At 69.2% G+C, this 14,405-nt stretch carries 14 protein-coding genes; 7 read left to right on the forward strand and 7 right to left on the reverse strand.

Translation table 11 applies throughout. The features are described 5' to 3' along the window. Positions 1-62: 62 nt before the first annotated feature. A complete protein-coding gene (locus AC1DSC_RS19145) occupies positions 63-716 on the forward strand; it encodes a DUF1345 domain-containing protein (protein ID WP_015866507.1) in 654 nt (217 codons plus the stop codon). Here the strand turns inward: AC1DSC_RS19145 and AC1DSC_RS19150 are convergent. The 3 genes from AC1DSC_RS19150 to AC1DSC_RS19160 are packed head-to-tail and all read right to left on the reverse strand — an operon-like array spanning position 691 to position 3,806. Further along, entirely contained in the window at positions 691-1,665 is a 975-nt protein-coding gene (locus AC1DSC_RS19150) for a DMT family transporter (RefSeq protein WP_369663192.1), read from the reverse strand. The genes AC1DSC_RS19145 and AC1DSC_RS19150 overlap by 26 nt on opposite strands. Positions 1,666-1,700: 35 nt before the next feature. Next, entirely contained in the window at positions 1,701-2,195 is a 495-nt protein-coding gene (locus AC1DSC_RS19155) for a methylated-DNA--[protein]-cysteine S-methyltransferase (RefSeq protein ID WP_369663191.1), read from the reverse strand. A gap of 6 nt (positions 2,196-2,201) precedes the next feature. Beyond that, a complete protein-coding gene (locus tag AC1DSC_RS19160) occupies positions 2,202-3,806 on the reverse strand; it encodes a DNA-3-methyladenine glycosylase 2 family protein (protein WP_027730095.1) in 1,605 nt (534 codons plus the stop codon). Between the two features lie 112 nt (positions 3,807-3,918). Here AC1DSC_RS19160 and AC1DSC_RS19165 point away from each other — a divergent pair, with 112 nt between their 5' ends. Together AC1DSC_RS19165 and AC1DSC_RS19170 are read left to right on the forward strand one after the other, a co-directional pair. Then, positions 3,919-5,301: a phosphomannomutase/phosphoglucomutase gene (locus AC1DSC_RS19165; RefSeq protein WP_369663190.1), complete on the forward strand. Its 1,383-nt coding sequence runs from the start codon at positions 3,919-3,921 to the stop codon at positions 5,299-5,301. A 5-nt stretch (positions 5,302-5,306) separates the two neighbouring features. Beyond that, complete coding sequence (locus AC1DSC_RS19170) at positions 5,307-6,683, forward strand: 3-deoxy-D-manno-octulosonic acid transferase (protein WP_278876723.1); 1,377 nt, start codon at positions 5,307-5,309, stop codon at positions 6,681-6,683. Between the two features lie 15 nt (positions 6,684-6,698). Here AC1DSC_RS19170 and AC1DSC_RS19175 read toward each other — a convergent pair whose 3' ends face one another. The 4 genes from AC1DSC_RS19175 to AC1DSC_RS19190 form a co-directional block, all read right to left on the reverse strand. Beyond that, a complete protein-coding gene (locus AC1DSC_RS19175; protein WP_369663189.1) occupies positions 6,699-8,237 on the reverse strand; it encodes a TolC family outer membrane protein in 1,539 nt (512 codons plus the stop codon). 21 nt (positions 8,238-8,258) lie between these two features. Further along, positions 8,259-8,597: a rhodanese-like domain-containing protein gene (locus tag AC1DSC_RS19180; protein WP_015866500.1), complete on the reverse strand. Its 339-nt coding sequence runs from the start codon at positions 8,595-8,597 to the stop codon at positions 8,259-8,261. Positions 8,598-8,610: 13 nt separating this feature from the next. Continuing rightward, positions 8,611-9,288, reverse strand: coding sequence for a protein-L-isoaspartate O-methyltransferase family protein (locus AC1DSC_RS19185; protein ID WP_021008384.1), 678 nt, complete (start codon positions 9,286-9,288; stop codon positions 8,611-8,613). Positions 9,289-9,378: 90 nt separating this feature from the next. Then, positions 9,379-10,056: a TetR/AcrR family transcriptional regulator gene (locus AC1DSC_RS19190; protein WP_015866498.1), complete on the reverse strand. Its 678-nt coding sequence runs from the start codon at positions 10,054-10,056 to the stop codon at positions 9,379-9,381. A 100-nt stretch (positions 10,057-10,156) separates the two neighbouring features. Here AC1DSC_RS19190 and msrA point away from each other — a divergent pair, with 100 nt between their 5' ends. The 4 genes from msrA to AC1DSC_RS19210 all read left to right on the forward strand — a co-directional run bounded on the left by msrA (position 10,157) and on the right by AC1DSC_RS19210 (position 14,322). After that, positions 10,157-10,708: a peptide-methionine (S)-S-oxide reductase MsrA gene (gene msrA, locus AC1DSC_RS19195; RefSeq protein WP_027730074.1), complete on the forward strand. Its 552-nt coding sequence runs from the start codon at positions 10,157-10,159 to the stop codon at positions 10,706-10,708. Positions 10,709-10,734: 26 nt separating this feature from the next. Beyond that, positions 10,735-11,139, forward strand: coding sequence for a hypothetical protein (locus AC1DSC_RS19200; protein WP_369663188.1), 405 nt, complete (start codon positions 10,735-10,737; stop codon positions 11,137-11,139). Positions 11,140-11,216: 77 nt separating this feature from the next. Further along, on the forward strand, positions 11,217-13,325 hold the full coding sequence (locus tag AC1DSC_RS19205; RefSeq protein ID WP_369663187.1) for a TonB-dependent receptor: 2,109 nt from the start codon (positions 11,217-11,219) through the stop codon (positions 13,323-13,325). Between the two features lie 46 nt (positions 13,326-13,371). Continuing rightward, positions 13,372-14,322: an AEC family transporter gene (locus AC1DSC_RS19210; RefSeq protein ID WP_018905503.1), complete on the forward strand. Its 951-nt coding sequence runs from the start codon at positions 13,372-13,374 to the stop codon at positions 14,320-14,322. Positions 14,323-14,405: the final 83 nt, after the last annotated feature.

Raw genomic sequence — 14,405 nt, forward strand, 5'->3', positions numbered from 1 at the left:
GTAGGACGATGGCGACCCAGGCGTTCGCACACCTCAAAAAGTACTCAAGGTAAGCTTTGGAGATGCCAAAAAGTCTGTCCACCACCACCGGGCCGCAGCGTCTTCTCTATGCCGGCGTGGCGGGCATCGCCGTTGCGGCCATCCCTTGGCCGCTCGACGCCATGGCGCGCGGGCTCGCGGGCTGGTGCACCAGCGCGGCGGTGTTCCTGCTGCTCACGTGGTGGCTGGCCGACACCTTCGATGCGGCGCAGACCCGCAAGCGCGCCCAGTCGCTGGACCAGCCCAACGTGGTGATCCTGGTCTCGATGCTGGTGGTCATTGCGGCGAGCGTGGTGGCCATCGCGATGCTGCTGCAGCAGGTCAAGCTGATGAGCGGGCCGGCGCGGGCAGGCCACATCGCGCTGGGGCTGGTGGCGCTGGTGGGCTCGTGGCTCATGATGCACACGATCTACGCCTTTCACTACGCGCACCGCTACTACATCGACCAGCGCGACGGCTCGCCCGACGGCGGGCTGGATTTTCCGGGCAAGGAAGAGCCGGACTATTTCGATTTTCTCTACTACGCCTACGTGGTCGGCATGACCACGCAGGTGTCCGACGTGCAGGCCACCTCGCGCGAGATGCGGCGCATCACGCTGGTGCACAGCGTGCTCGCCTTCGCCTTCAACATGCTGGTGCTCGCGCTGTCGGTCAACGTGGTCGCGGGGGCGATGTAGCGGCCGCGCCGCCCGCGCGCGGCCACAGCTTCACGATGCCGGTGGAGAGCGCCACGCCGCAGACGATCACGCCCGCGCAGATCAGCATCCATTGCGTGATGTTCTCGCCCAGGAACACGGCGCCGTAGAACACCGCGAACACCGGCACCAGGAAAGTCACCGTGAGCGCGCGCGCCGGTCCCGCATTGGCGATGAGCCGGAAGAACAGGATGTACGCAAGGCCGGTGCATGCGATGCCCAGGGCCAGCAACGCGAGCCAGGCGCGCAGGCTCGGCATCTGCGCGGGCCAGAACCACAGCGCCGGAAGCGCGAGGAACAGCGTGGCCCCGATCTGGCTGCCGGTGGCGGTGGCCAGCGCGGGCACGCCGCCCAGGTAGCGCCGCGTGGCGCTGGCCGCCACGCCGTAGCTGGCGCAGGCGCCGAGGCAGGCCAGCACGGCCCACAGCGCGGCGTTGCCGTTGGCGTCGGCATGCAGGCCCGCGCTGCGGCTTGCCAGCATGGCGACGCCCGCGAAGCCGATGACCAGGCCCACGATGCGCGAGCCATCGGGCCGGTCGCGAAACCAGGCCCAGGCCACCAGCGCGCCGAACATCGGCACCGTGGCATTGATCACCGCCGCCAGGCCGCTGTTGATGGTCAGCAGCGCAAAGCAGAACAGCGCGAACGGAATGCCCGAATTCAGCACGCCGATGGCCATCGACGCCTTCCAGTGCTGCGCCAGCGCCGTGCCGTGGCCGCGCATGAACAGGAGCGGCAGCAGGAACAGCGTGGCCACCGCCACGCGCACCGCGGCCGCCGGCAAGGCGCCGAACTCGGCCGCGCCGATGCGCATGAAAAGGAAGGACGCCCCCCAGAGCGCGCCGAGCAGCACGAGGTCGATGAGCCAGGGCTTGTTGGGCTTGGGCGAGGGAAGGGCGGTGGTGCTGTTGTCTTTTGTTGTCGTGCTCATGGGGTCTTCGCGGTCCTCGGGCGGGCGCGCGCTCTCTATTTCGCTTCGAGTTCCAGCAGTGCGGTCTTGCGGTGGAGCCCGCCAGCGTAACCGGTCAGCGAGCCGTCGGCGCCCAGCACGCGGTGGCAGGGCACGATCACGCTGATCGGGTTGCGCCCCACGGCCGCGCCCACCGCGCGCACCGCGGCCGGGTTGCCCACGTTCGCGCTCAGCGCGCCGTAGGTCATGGTCTTGCCCGCCGGAATGGCGAGCAGCGCCTGCCACACGCTCTGCTGGAACGCGGTGCCGTGCGACAGGTCGAGCTTCACGTCGAAGCTGTCGCGCCTGCCCGCGAAGTAGTCGCGCAGCTGGGCGCCGGCCTCGACCAGCGCGGGATGGTCGTCCTGGGTCTGCCAGCCCGTGGTGTCGGGCCAGTGGCGCTGCCGGTCGAACCAGACGCCTGCCAGGCCTTCGTCAGTGGCCGCCATCGTGATGCCGCCGAGCGGCGTGTCGATGTGCGAGGTGTAGATGACTTTGCTCTTGAACTTCATGGCATTTCAGGCGGAGGCGCCTGCCGTAGTGAGGTTGTTGAAAGGCGCTGCCGCCGCCGACGAGGCTGCAGTGGCGGCAGCGGGAGAGGAGGGCGCCGGCGCATGCCAGGCGCGCAGCACCGCATAGCTGCGCCAGGGCCGCCAGGCCTGCGACGCCTGGCTGGCCGCGCGCTCGGTGCTCACGCCCAGCGCCTTCTGCAGCGCCACGTCGCCCGCGGGAAAGGCGTCGGGCCAGCGCAGCGCGCGCATCGCGATGTACTGCGCGGTCCAGGCGCCGATGCCGGGCAGCGCCTGCAGCGCGGCAATGGTCGAAGGCACGTCGGCGCCCGCATGCAGCGCGAGCCTGCCGCCCGCGACCTCGCGCGCGATGGCCTGCAGCGCGGCCTGGCGCTGGCGCACGATGCCGAGCTTGCCGAGTGCATCGCCGCTCGCGGCCGCCAGTGCCGCGGGCGTGGGAAACAGGCGGTCGAGGCCCTCGATGGGCGTGGCAATGGCTTCGCCGAAAGCCTCCACCAGCCGCGAGCCCAGCGTGCGCGCCGCGGCCACGGTGACCTGCTGGCCCAGCACCGCGCGCACCGCCAGCTCGAAGCCGTCGACCGTGCCCGGCACGCGCAGCCCATCGCCGTGCGGAAAGGCCTCGTGCAGCGCGGCGTTGATGGCCATCGGCTCGGCATCGAGGTCGAGCATGGCGCGTGCGCGGCTGATCACGATCGGCAGCACCGCGGCGAGCGAGTCGCTGACCGACAGCAGCATCTGCTCGCGCTCCATGTCGAAGCGCAGCTGCAGCCAGCCGGCGTGTGCCTGTCCGCCCTGCTGCACGCGCAGCGTGCGGGCCAGCCGAACGAAGGTGGGCGTGCTGCCCTTGGCCGGCTCCTTGCCGTCGGCCGTGGTGGCCAGCTCGACACCGCGCAGCGCGCGCCGCGCGAAGAAGCCGAGCATCGCGCCCACGTCGTAGGGCGGCCGAAAACCCAGCCGCACCTCGATGGCCTTGCCCCCGCCGCCCTCGGCGCCGCCGGCACGCCGCAGCGCGCTCGGATTGAGGCCGTAGTGCTCCAGGAACGCGGCGTTGAAGCGGCGCACGCTCGCAAAGCCGCTGGCCAGCGCCACCTGCGTCATCGGCAGGCGCGTGTCGGCGATCAGCTGCTTGGCGGCCAGCAGGCGGCGCGTCTGCAGGTATTGCAGCGGCGAGACGCCGAACTGCGCCTCGAAGATGCGCCGCAGGTGGCGGTCGCTCACGCCGAGCCGCGCGGCGATCTGCGCCGCGCCCGGACCCTCCTCGGACCAGGCATCAGGCTCGTCGATGAGCCGCGCGGCCTGCAGCGCGAGGATGCGCGAGGCATCTTCGGTCGACCAGCTCGCCGCCCGCGGCGCGAGCTCGGGCCGGCAGCGCAGGCAGGGGCGGAAGCCCTCGGCCTCGGCCTGCGCCGCGTGGCGGAAGAAGCGGCAGTTCTCGCGCCGCGGCAGCTTCACGCGGCAGACCGGCCGGCAGTAGATGCCGGTGGAGGTCACCGCGGTGAAGAAGGAGCCGTCGAAGCGCGCATCGTGCGTCTTCATCGCCAGGTAGCAGGCGTCGCTCTCGAGTGCGTCGGTGGATGCATGTGAGGTAGGCATGGGCAAATGATACGGTTTCGACTCGTTTCAACTGGCCGTTTTCGGACATGTGGGCCCCCAGGCGCTTGCCTACAATGGCCCGTTCTCCAGAACCTACAGGGAATGCCTCTTCATGCAACTCAGTGCGTCGATTTTCAAGGCCTACGACATCCGAGGCGTGGTGCCCGTCACGCTCGATGCCGAGGTCGCGGAAGCGCTCGGCCGGGCCTTCGGCAGCGCCGCCCGCGCCGCCGGTGAAAAGACCGTGGCCGTGGGCCGCGACGGCCGCCTCTCGGGGCCCGCGCTCGCCAAGGCACTGATCAGCGGCCTGGTGGCCACCGGCATCGAGGTGATCGACGTGGGCGCGGTGACCACGCCGATGCTCTACTTTGCGGCCCACACGCTGTGCACGAGCGGCATCCAGGTCACGGGCAGCCACAACCCCAAGGACTACAACGGCTTCAAGATGGTGCTGGCCGGACGCGCCATCTACGGCGACGAGATCCAGGGCCTGCGCAAGGTGATGGAAGAAGGCAGCGCCAGGCTCGCCCCCGGCGGCAGCGTGCGCAAGGTCGACGTGACCGACGCCTACACGAAGCGCATCGTCGGCGACATCCAGCTGGCCCGCCCGCTGAAGATCGTGGTCGATTCCGGCAACGGCATTGCGGGCGCCTCGGCACCGGCCATCTTCCGCGCCATCGGCTGCGAAGTGACCGAGCTGTTCAGCGAGGTCGACGGCAACTTTCCCAACCACCACCCCGATCCGAGCAAGCCCGAGAACCTCAAGGACCTGATGGCCGCGCTGGCCTCGGGCGACGCCGAACTGGGCCTGGCCTTCGACGGCGACGGCGACCGGCTGGGCATCGTCACCAAGGATGGCCAGAACATCTTCCCCGACCGCCAGATGCAGCTCTTTGCGCAGGACGTGCTCTCGCGCGTGCCGGGCGGCACCATCGTGTACGACGTGAAGTGCTCGCAGCGCCTGGCGCCGGCCATCGAGGCCGCGGGCGGCAAGCCGATGATCTTCAAGACCGGCCATTCGCTGATCAAGGCCAGGATGAAGGAAATCGATTCGCCGCTGGGCGGCGAGATGAGCGGCCACATCTTCTTCAAGGAGCGCTGGTTCGGCTTCGACGACGGCACCTATGCGGGCTGCCGCCTGCTCGAGATCCTGAGCAAGACGCCCAATGCGAGCGACACGCTCAACGCGCTGCCCACGAGCTTCTCGACACCCGAGCTCAACGTGAAGTGCGCCGAAGGCGAACCGCATGCGGTGGTCGACAAGCTCGTCGCGCGCGCGAGCTTCGCGGCCCCCGCGGTGGTCTCGACCATCGACGGCCTGCGCGTCGACTGGCCCGACGGCTTCGGGCTCATCCGCGCATCCAACACCACGCCGGTGCTGGTGCTGCGCTTCGAAGGCCAGACCGATGCGGCTCTCAAGCGCATCGAGGCCGAGATGCTCGCGCTCCTCAAGACCGTGAAGGCCGATGCGACGCTGGCCGAAGCGTCGCACTGAGCACCGTGCGTTCGCTGCTGCTGCGCCTCTACGGCGCCTTCACCACCGCCGTGCAACCACTGGTTCGCCGCAAGCTGCGGCGCAGGGCCGAGGCCGAGCCCGGCTACGGCGTGGCCGTGGAGGAGCGCTTCGGCCACTACGACGATGCAACCACCGGCGAGGGCCAGTGCTGGGTGCATGCGGTCTCGCTCGGCGAAACGCGCGCGGCCGCCATCCTGATCGCGGAGCTGCGCAGGCAGTACCCGGGCATACCGATCCTGCTCACGCACGGCACCGCCACCGGCCGCGAAGAGGGCGCCAAGCTGCTCGAACCCGGCGACACGCAGGTCTGGCAGCCCTGGGACATGCCGGGCGCGGTGCAGCGCTTTCTCGACCGCTTCCAGCCGCGCATCGGCGTGCTGATGGAAACCGAGGTCTGGCCCGAGATGGCCGCCGCCTGCGCCGAGCGCCGCATTCCGCTGGTGCTGGCCAATGCGCGGCTCAACGAGAAATCGCTGGCCGCGGCCGAACGCCTCGGCTGGCTCGCGCGGCCCGCGTACTCGGCGCTGGCCGCCGTGTGGGCCCAGACCGAGGCCGACGCGCACCGGCTGGTGTCGCTGGGCGCCAAGGTGGCCGGCATCTACGGCAACCTCAAGTTCGACGCCTCGCCCGACGCGCGCCAGCTGGCCGCGGCCGCGACGCTGCGCGAGCGGCTGCCCAAGCCCATGGTGGTGCTCGCGAGTTCGCGCGACGGCGAGGAGCGCATGCTGCTCGACGTGCTCAGGCGCTTCGGCGCCACGGCGCCTGTGCCGCCAGAGCAGGGCGCCATCCGCTCCATTGCCAAGCGCGTGCACGACGTGCAGTGGATGATCGTGCCGCGCCATCCGCAGCGCTTCGACGAAGTGGCCGCGCTGATCGAGGCCGAGGGCTTTGCCGTGGCGCGCCGCAGCGCCGCGGGCGAGCCGTCCGATGCCGAGATCTGGCTGGGCGATTCGCTCGGCGAAATGGCGCTGTACTACGGCCTGGCCGACGTCGCGCTGCTCGGCGGGAGCTTCGAACCGCTGGGCGGGCAGAACCTCATCGAGCCGGCCGCCTGCGGCTGCCCGGTGGTCATGGGGCCCTCGACCTTCAACTTTGCCGAAGCGGCGCAGCTTTCGCTGGCGGCCGGTGCCTCGCTGCGCGTCGAGAACATGGAGCAGGCGGTCACCGCGGCGCTCAAGCTGGTCGAGAACCCCGAGCGGCGCGCCGCCATGGCCGAGGCCGCGCTGGCTTTCTCGTCATCGAACCGCGGCGCGGCCGAACGCACGGCAGCGGCGGTGCTGGCCATTGCGCAGGCCGCCGATCCGGTGCCGACCGAAGCCGCGCCGCTCGAGGATGCGCGGGCGGAACCCACGCTCGAGTAGCTGCGGGTTGATTCCTCAGCGCACCGGCGGGTTCAGGATGACCGGCGGCGGCGGTGCCGAAGGCATCGTCGGTGCCGGCGGGTTGAACGGCTGCACCGGCACCGGCGGCACCACGGGAATGGGCGGCGGTGTCACGGGCACCGAAGGCGCGGCCTGCGGCCGTTCGCCGGGCGCAGGCGTTGCCGCCGTGCTGCCGTTCTTTGCCAGCGTCGCGTTGATCGCGTTCATGTCGTCGACCGTCAGCGTGCCGTTGGCCTGGCGCAGCTTCAGGTTGCCCAGCAGCACGTTGTAGCGCGCCTGCGCGAGATCGCGCTTGGTCTGGTAGAGCTGGCTCTGCGAATTGAGCACGTCGATGTTGATGCGCACGCCCACCTGGTAGCCGAGCCGGTTGGCGTCGAGTGCGCTCTGGCTCGACGCCTCGGCCGCTTCGAGCGCCTTGACCTGGCCCGCGCCGGACACCAGCCCGAGGTAGGCCGCGCGCGTGGCCTGCGCGACGCTGCGGCGGGTGCCTTCGAGCACGCTGCGCGACTGCTCCTCGAGCGCGAGCGTTTCCTTGATGCGGTTCTCGGTGGCAAAGCCCGCGAAGAGCGGCAGGTTGAACACCACGCCGACCGAGGCGGCATCGATGCGCGTGCCCACGGTGCTGGTGCTGGTGCCCTGCGGATTGCGCGTGACGTTGTAGCCCAGGTTGGCATCGAGCGTGGGCTTGTGGCCGGCTTCGGCCTTGCGGATTTCGAGGCCGGCCACGTCGAGTCCGAGCTGCGCCTGGCGAATGGCCGGGTGCGCCTCTTCGGCCTGGGCCACCCAGGCTTCGATGTTGGCCGGCGTGGCGGTCGGCAGCACCACCGGCTGCGCCAGCGGCACCGGCACGCTGCCCGGGCGGCCGACCAGCTGGTCGAGCACCACCTTCTTGACCTGCAGGTCGTTCTCGGCGGCGATTTCCTGCGCAATGACGAGGTCATAGCGGGCCTGGGCCTCGCGCGTGTCGGTGATGGTGGAGGTGCCGACCTCGAAGTTGCGCTTGGCCGACGCGAGCTGCTCGGCCACCGCCACCTTCTGCGCGCGCACCAGCGTCAGACTGTCCTGGCTCGCGAGCACGTCGAAGTAGGCCTGGCTCACGCGCACGATCAGGTCCTGCTCGGCAATGGTGAGCACCGACTGCGCGATCTCGGCCTGGCGCTTGCCCTGCTCGTAGGTGGCCCAGTTGGCGGGCCGGTACAGCGGCTGCGTGGCGTTGATGCCGATGTTCTGCGTGGTGAAGTCGCGCGGCGTGGTCGTTCCGCGGCCGGGCCCCGTGAGGGTGTCGATGTCCAGGTTGTTGCGCGTGGCACCCGCCGTGAGCCCCACGGCTGGAAGAATGCCGGCCTTGGCCTGTGCGGCGCGTGCCACGCTCGCGTCGTACTGGGCCCGCGCGCCCTGGTAGGTGGCGTCGAAGCCGCGTGCGGATTCGTAGAGTTCGTTCAGTGTCTGGCCTTGGGCCGGCAGTGCGAGCAGGGTGGCAAAGAGACTTGCGAGCGCTGCGGATAGAGGCAAAAGCCTGGGCCTGAAAGGCATTGAACGTCCTTGAAGAAAGAATCAGTAGCGCGGCACGGAGGGGTCGTGCTGTGCCGACCAGGCGTCGATGCCGCCGGCCACGTTGGCGAGTTCGGCAAAGCCGTTCTGGCTCAGGAAGGCCGCCACGCGCTGGCTGCGCGCACCGTGGTGGCAGAGGCACGCGATGCGCTGGCCCTCGTCGAGTTCGGCAAGCCGCGCCGGAATCTCGTTCATCGGGATGGCCACGAGCGTGAAGCCCTGCGGCGCAACGCTGGCCGTCTGCAGCTCCCAGGGCTCGCGCACGTCGAGCAGCACGGGCGGCGCCTCGGGATGCTGCGCAAACCAGGCGGCAAGATCGGCGGGGCGGACTTGGTCGATCATTCGAAGCCGCCGTTCAGAACGAGAAGCGCGAGGGCTCGGGGAAATTGAGCAGCCGCGGCGCCACCGTGTCCCAGGGCTGGATGGTGTCCCACTTGCTTTCGCTGCTGCGGGTGACGAAGTGGGCGCGCATCATCGGCTCCTCGCCCACGATGGCGGCGAGGCGGCCGCCCACCTTGAGCGAGCCGAGCAGGTTCTGCGGAATGCGCGCCACCGAGCCGCTGAGCACGATCACGTCGAAGCTCGGGCCGCTCGGCAGCGGCACCGCGCCATCGGCATTGCGCACCTCGACATTGGCCACGCCGTTCTGGCGCAGCGTCTCGGCGGCGCGGGCGGCCAGCGCGGGATCGATCTCGAGGGACAGCACCTGGGCCGCGCGATGGGCGAGCAGGGCGGCCATGAAGCCCGATCCGGTTCCGATCTCGAGCACCGACTCGTGCTTTTGCACGTGCAGGTCCTGCAGCATGCGCGCCTCGACCTTGGGCGAAAGCATCACCTGGCCGGGAACGGAACCGTCGCCCAGCGGGAGTTCCATGTCGAAGAAGGCCAGCGCGCGGTGGGCGGGCGGCACGTAGTCTTCGCGCCGGATGGCGGCCAGCAGGTCGAGGATTTCCAGATCGAGCACGTCCCAGGGCCGGATCTGCTGTTCGATCATGTTGAAGCGCAGGCGCTCGAGGGTGGGGGTGGGGTTCATGGGAGGCTTTTCCTTGTGGGGCTCAGGACAAACCTTCAATTTTAGGTTGCGCGGCGTGGGCGCGCGGCTGGCCGGCGATGCATTTGCGCGTCATGCGGCGGCTCCGGGCTGCCGGGTGAGGCCGTAAAGCACGGTCTCGGCCTGCGTGGCGAGGTATTTTTCGGGGTCGAGCGAGGTGTCCGCGTCGACGCAGACCATGGCCGAATGCTTCCACAGCATCAGGAAGATCATGGGCGCCACCACCGCGTAGATCGCGTGGTCGATGTCGACCGGCGCGAATTCGCCACGGTCGATGCCGCGCTGCAGGATGCGCCGCAGCAGCGCATGGCCCGGGCGCACCACCTCCTTGCGGTAGAACTCGGCCAGCTCGGGAAAATTGGCGCCTTCGCTCATCATGAGCTTGGTCAGGCCCGAGGCCTTGGTCATGCCCACGCGCTCCCACCAGACGCGCATGCAGTAGCGCAGCATGTCGGCCGTGGTGCCCTCGAAGGCCTCGAACTCGTCGTTCCACTCGGCGAACCGGCCGCCGAGGTTCTCGACCACCACGGCCTTGAAGAGCTCTTCCTTGCTCGGGAAGTAAAGAAAGAGGGTGCCCTTGGAGACGCCCGCGCGCGCCGCCACTTCCTCGGCACGGGTGGCGGCAAAGCCTTTTTCGACGAACAGGTCGAGCGCCGCCGCCAGCAGTTCGCCCGGACGCGCCTCCTTGCGGCGCTCGCGCTTGGCGCGCACCGGGCAGATCTTGTCGGCAAAGAATCGGGGGGTCGGCATGATTTTAATGACTCGCGGGTTAGTAATGTAGTGACCAGCATCCGGCCCGTCAAGCCGCGACAATATCGGGTTCGCTTTTTCCCCACCTGCCGGAGCAGCCATGTCCTCTTCATCGTCGCCCACTGAAACCATCGTGCTCGGCGGAGGCTGCTTCTGGTGCACCGAGGCGGTGTTCGACCGCGTGCAGGGCGTGGTGGACGTCGAATCGGGCTATTGCAACGGCCAGGTCGTCAACCCGAGCTACGAGCAGGTCTGCACCGGCCGCACCGGCCATGCGGAGGTGGTGAAGGTGGAATTCGACCCCGCGGCCATCAGCCTGCGCGAGATTCTCGAGATCTTCTTCGTGGTGCACGACCCCACGAGCCTGAACCGCCAGGGCAACGATGTGGGCACGCAGTACCGCAGCGGCATCTACTACACGAGTGATGCGCAAAAGCAGGTGGCCGAAGAGGTCATCCGCGAGATCGAGGCAAGCAAGACCTACAGCGCGCCCATCGTGACCGAGGTGGCGCCGCTTGCCAACTATTCGGCGGCCGAGGCCTACCACCAGGACTATTTCCTCAACAACCCGAACCAGGGCTACTGCGCCTTCGTGGTCGGGCCCAAGGTCGAGAAGTTCCAGAAGACCTTCGCATCGCGCGTCAAGGCCTGAGCATCCTTTTCGCAGCCCTGCTTCCCGTGCACCTCGCCAGCCCCATCCAGACCCGGTCGATCCTGTCGACCCGCGCGATCGCCGTCGCGCTGATGGTGGCGCTGTGGTTCGCGGGCACGCTGGGGCTGGTGCACCGGACGCTGCACGTGCCCGGGCTGGCGCAGGTCCACGCGGCCGCTTTGGCGGCGCACCCGACGGGCGCGCATGAGCATGCGGCGCACGCCCACGGCATCGGCGACCTGTTCGGCGACCACTCCGACGCCGAATGCCGGCTCTACGACCAACTCTCGCATGGTGCGGGCGCACCCGGCGTGCCGATGGTGGTGCTGCCGGTGCTGCTGCCCTCGGCCACCTTTGCCTACCTGCAGGGCGAGGCCATCGCCCGCTGGGTTGCACTGTTCGACGCGCGCGGCCCGCCTTCCACTCGCTGAATCCCCCTGTGTTCCGGTTGCTGCATCCGCGCCTTGCGGATGCTGGCGATCGCCCCTTGGTTCAACGAGTGTTCATCATGATTCCCAATTTCCGTCGCAACGCCATCGGCGCTGCCGTTCTTTCGCTGGCCTCCTTCGCGGCCATGGCCCAGGCCCAGCCTCAACCCGCGCTCCAGGCGCAGCCCGCCGAAGCGGCCCCGCCGGCCCTGCCGGAGATCGCCGTCACCGGCAATCCGCTGGGCGCGAGCGAACTGATCGCACCCACCACCACGCTCTCGGGCGACAGGCTCCTGATGCGCTCCGAATCGACGCTCGGCCAAACGCTCGACAACCTGCCCGGCGTGAGCAGCAGCTACTTCGGCCCCAATGCCAGCCGGCCGATCATCCGCGGCCTGGACGGCGACCGCATCCGCATCCTGCAGAACGGCGGCGGCGCGCCCGACGCCTCGTCGCTGAGCTACGACCATGCGGTGCCGATGGACGCGCTGGTCACCGAGCGCGTCGAGGTGCTGCGCGGCCCGTCGGCGCTGCAGTACGGCGGCAGCGCGGTGGGCGGCGTGGTCAACGTGATCGACAACCGCATTCCGAGCGAGCCGATCAACGGCTTCGGCGGCCGTGCCGACCTGGGCTTTTCCACCGGCAACAAGGAAAAGAACGGCGGCGTGGTGCTCGAAGGCGGCAACGACCGCTTCGCGCTGCACGTCGATGCGTTCAACCGCGACTCCAAGGATGTCTCGGTGCCCATCGACCTGGAATGCAGCAAGCCCGGCCGGCCCTGGCTCGCGCGCAAGATCTGCAATTCGGCCAACGAGGCGCATGGCGGCGCGGTGGGCGGCACGCTGTTCTTCGACCAGGGCTGGATCGGCGCCTCGGCCAGCACCTACCGCAGCACCTACGGCACCGTGGCCGAGGACGACGTGACCATCGGCATGAAGTCCGACCGCCAGGCCATCGAAGGCGAGTGGCGCCCGGGCGGCTTCATCAGCAGCATCCACGCCAAGGCCAGCCACACCAACTACCGCCACACCGAGTACGAAGGCCGCGAGGCCGGCACCACCTTCTCGAACCTGAGCAACGACCTGCGCATCGAGGCGCGCCACCAGAAGATCGGCAACTTCGAGGGCCTGGTCGGTTTCAGCAGCGAGAGCAACCGCTTTGCCGCGGACGGCGCGGAAGCCTTTGCGCCGCACAGCCGCACGCGCTCGAATGCGCTGTTCCTGTACGAGGAACTCGGCACGTCGTGGGGCCGGCTGAGCTTTGGCGCGCGCACCGAGAAGGTCCGCGTCAGGTCGCTCGGCTATCCCGACGATCCGACCGTGACGCGCTTTGCCATTGGCGAACGCAGCTTCAATCCGCACAGCGCGGCCGTGGGCGCGCTGGTCAACCTGGCGCCGCAGTGGCAGCTCACCTCGAACCTGGCCTACACCGAGCGCGCACCGAAGGACTACGAACTGCTCGCCAACGGCCCGCACGTGGCAACGGCGGCCTGGGAGGTCGGCAACCCGGACCTCGACAAGGAAAAGTCGGTCGGCTTCGACCTTGGCGCGCAATGGAAGTCGGGCGCCAACACGGCCCGCGTCAACGCCTACGTCACGCGCTTTCGCAACTACATCGGCCTGACGGCATCGGGCCGCACGCTCGACGAAGAAGGCCAGGTGGTGACCGACCCCGAAGCCACCGACACGCTGGCCGAGTACCTCTACAGCGGCGTGCGCGCGCGCTTCACCGGCATCGAGGCGAGCGGCAACCTGCGCCTCCTGGGCACCGACGGTTTCGGGCGGCTGGCCGATGCCGCGACGCTGGACCTCGAATGGCGCGGCGACGTGGTGCGCACCAAGAACCTCGACACCGGCGAGCCGCTGCCGCGCATCGCGCCGTTCCGTGCGGGCGCGACGCTGGCCTACGGCAACGGCCCCTGGAGCGCACGCTTCGGCTTCGACTACAACGCCGCGCAGCGCCACGTGCCGAGCGTCGGCGCGCGCGAGACCGATGCCTACACGCTCTGGAATGCCTCGATCGCCTACCGCATGAAGGTGCAACGCGCCAACCTCACCTGGTATGCGCGCATCGACAACATCACGAACAAGCTGGCCTACAGCCCGACCTCGATCCTGACGACGACGGTGTACCCCAACGCGCCGCTGCCGGGGCGCTCGCTGAAGGTCGGCCTGCGCGTGACCTTCTGAACGAACCCGCCGGCGTTGCCTGCAGGCAAGAGGCTATCCTCGGCGGGTGAATTCGTTCGTCATTTCTTCGCTGCTGCCGGTCGTCGTCCTGATCGCGGCAGGCTACCTGGCCGGCCGGCGCCGCTGGATCGGCGGAACCGCCGTCAAGGACCTTTCCAACCTGATCTTCCTGCTGCTTGCGCCGGCGCTGCTTTTCCGCGCGATGAGCACGGTGCACGTGCAGGAGCTGAGCCTGAAGCCCGTGGCGGCGTATTTCATCGCCTCGGGCCTGCTGTTCGCGGGCACGCTGGCGCTGCGCGGCTTCAACCGCACGGCGGCCGTCATTGCGCTGGCCAACACCTACAGCAACACGGTGATGATCGGCATCGTGCTGGTCGGCCTGGCCTATGGCGAGCAGGGCATGGTGGTGCTGCTCACGCTGATCTCGCTGCACTCGCTGGTGCTCCTGACCAGCGCCACGGTCGTGCTCGAACTGGCGGTGGCGCGGGAGCATGCGCAGCGGGACGGGCACGAGAAGCGCCCCATGGCGCGCACCGTGCTGCGCGCACTGCGCAACGCCATCATCCACCCGGTGCCGATGCCGATCATCGCGGGGCTGCTGTTCGCGCAGACCGGGCTTGCGATGCCCGATTTCCTCGACAAGCCGATCCAGCTGCTCGGCCAGGCCTTCGGTCCGGTGGCGCTGGTGATGGTGGGCATCACGCTCGCGCTGACGCCCGTCGGGCGGCACTGGCGCGAAGCGACGGTGCAGGCGCTGGTGAAGAACCTGCTGCATCCGCTGCTGGTGGCCGGCATCGGCTGGCTGCTGGGCGTGCGCGGCATACCGCTCACCGTGATGGTGGTGGCGGCGGCGCTGCCGATCGGCGCCAACGTCTTTCTCTTTTCGCAGCGCTACCGCACATCGGAAGACCTGGTCACGGCCAGCGTCGCGGTGTCGACGGTGCTCGCGCTCGCGACGCTGACCCTGGTCATGACGCTGGTGCAGTGGCTGCCTTGAGACTCTCATAGCGTTGACGGGCCCTATGCCATTCGGCAGGGTGGCCATTTGGCGAGATGGCGAGCGGCGCCTCTCGCTCTACA

It is taken from the genome of Variovorax sp. 01N425 (assembly GCF_056399465.1).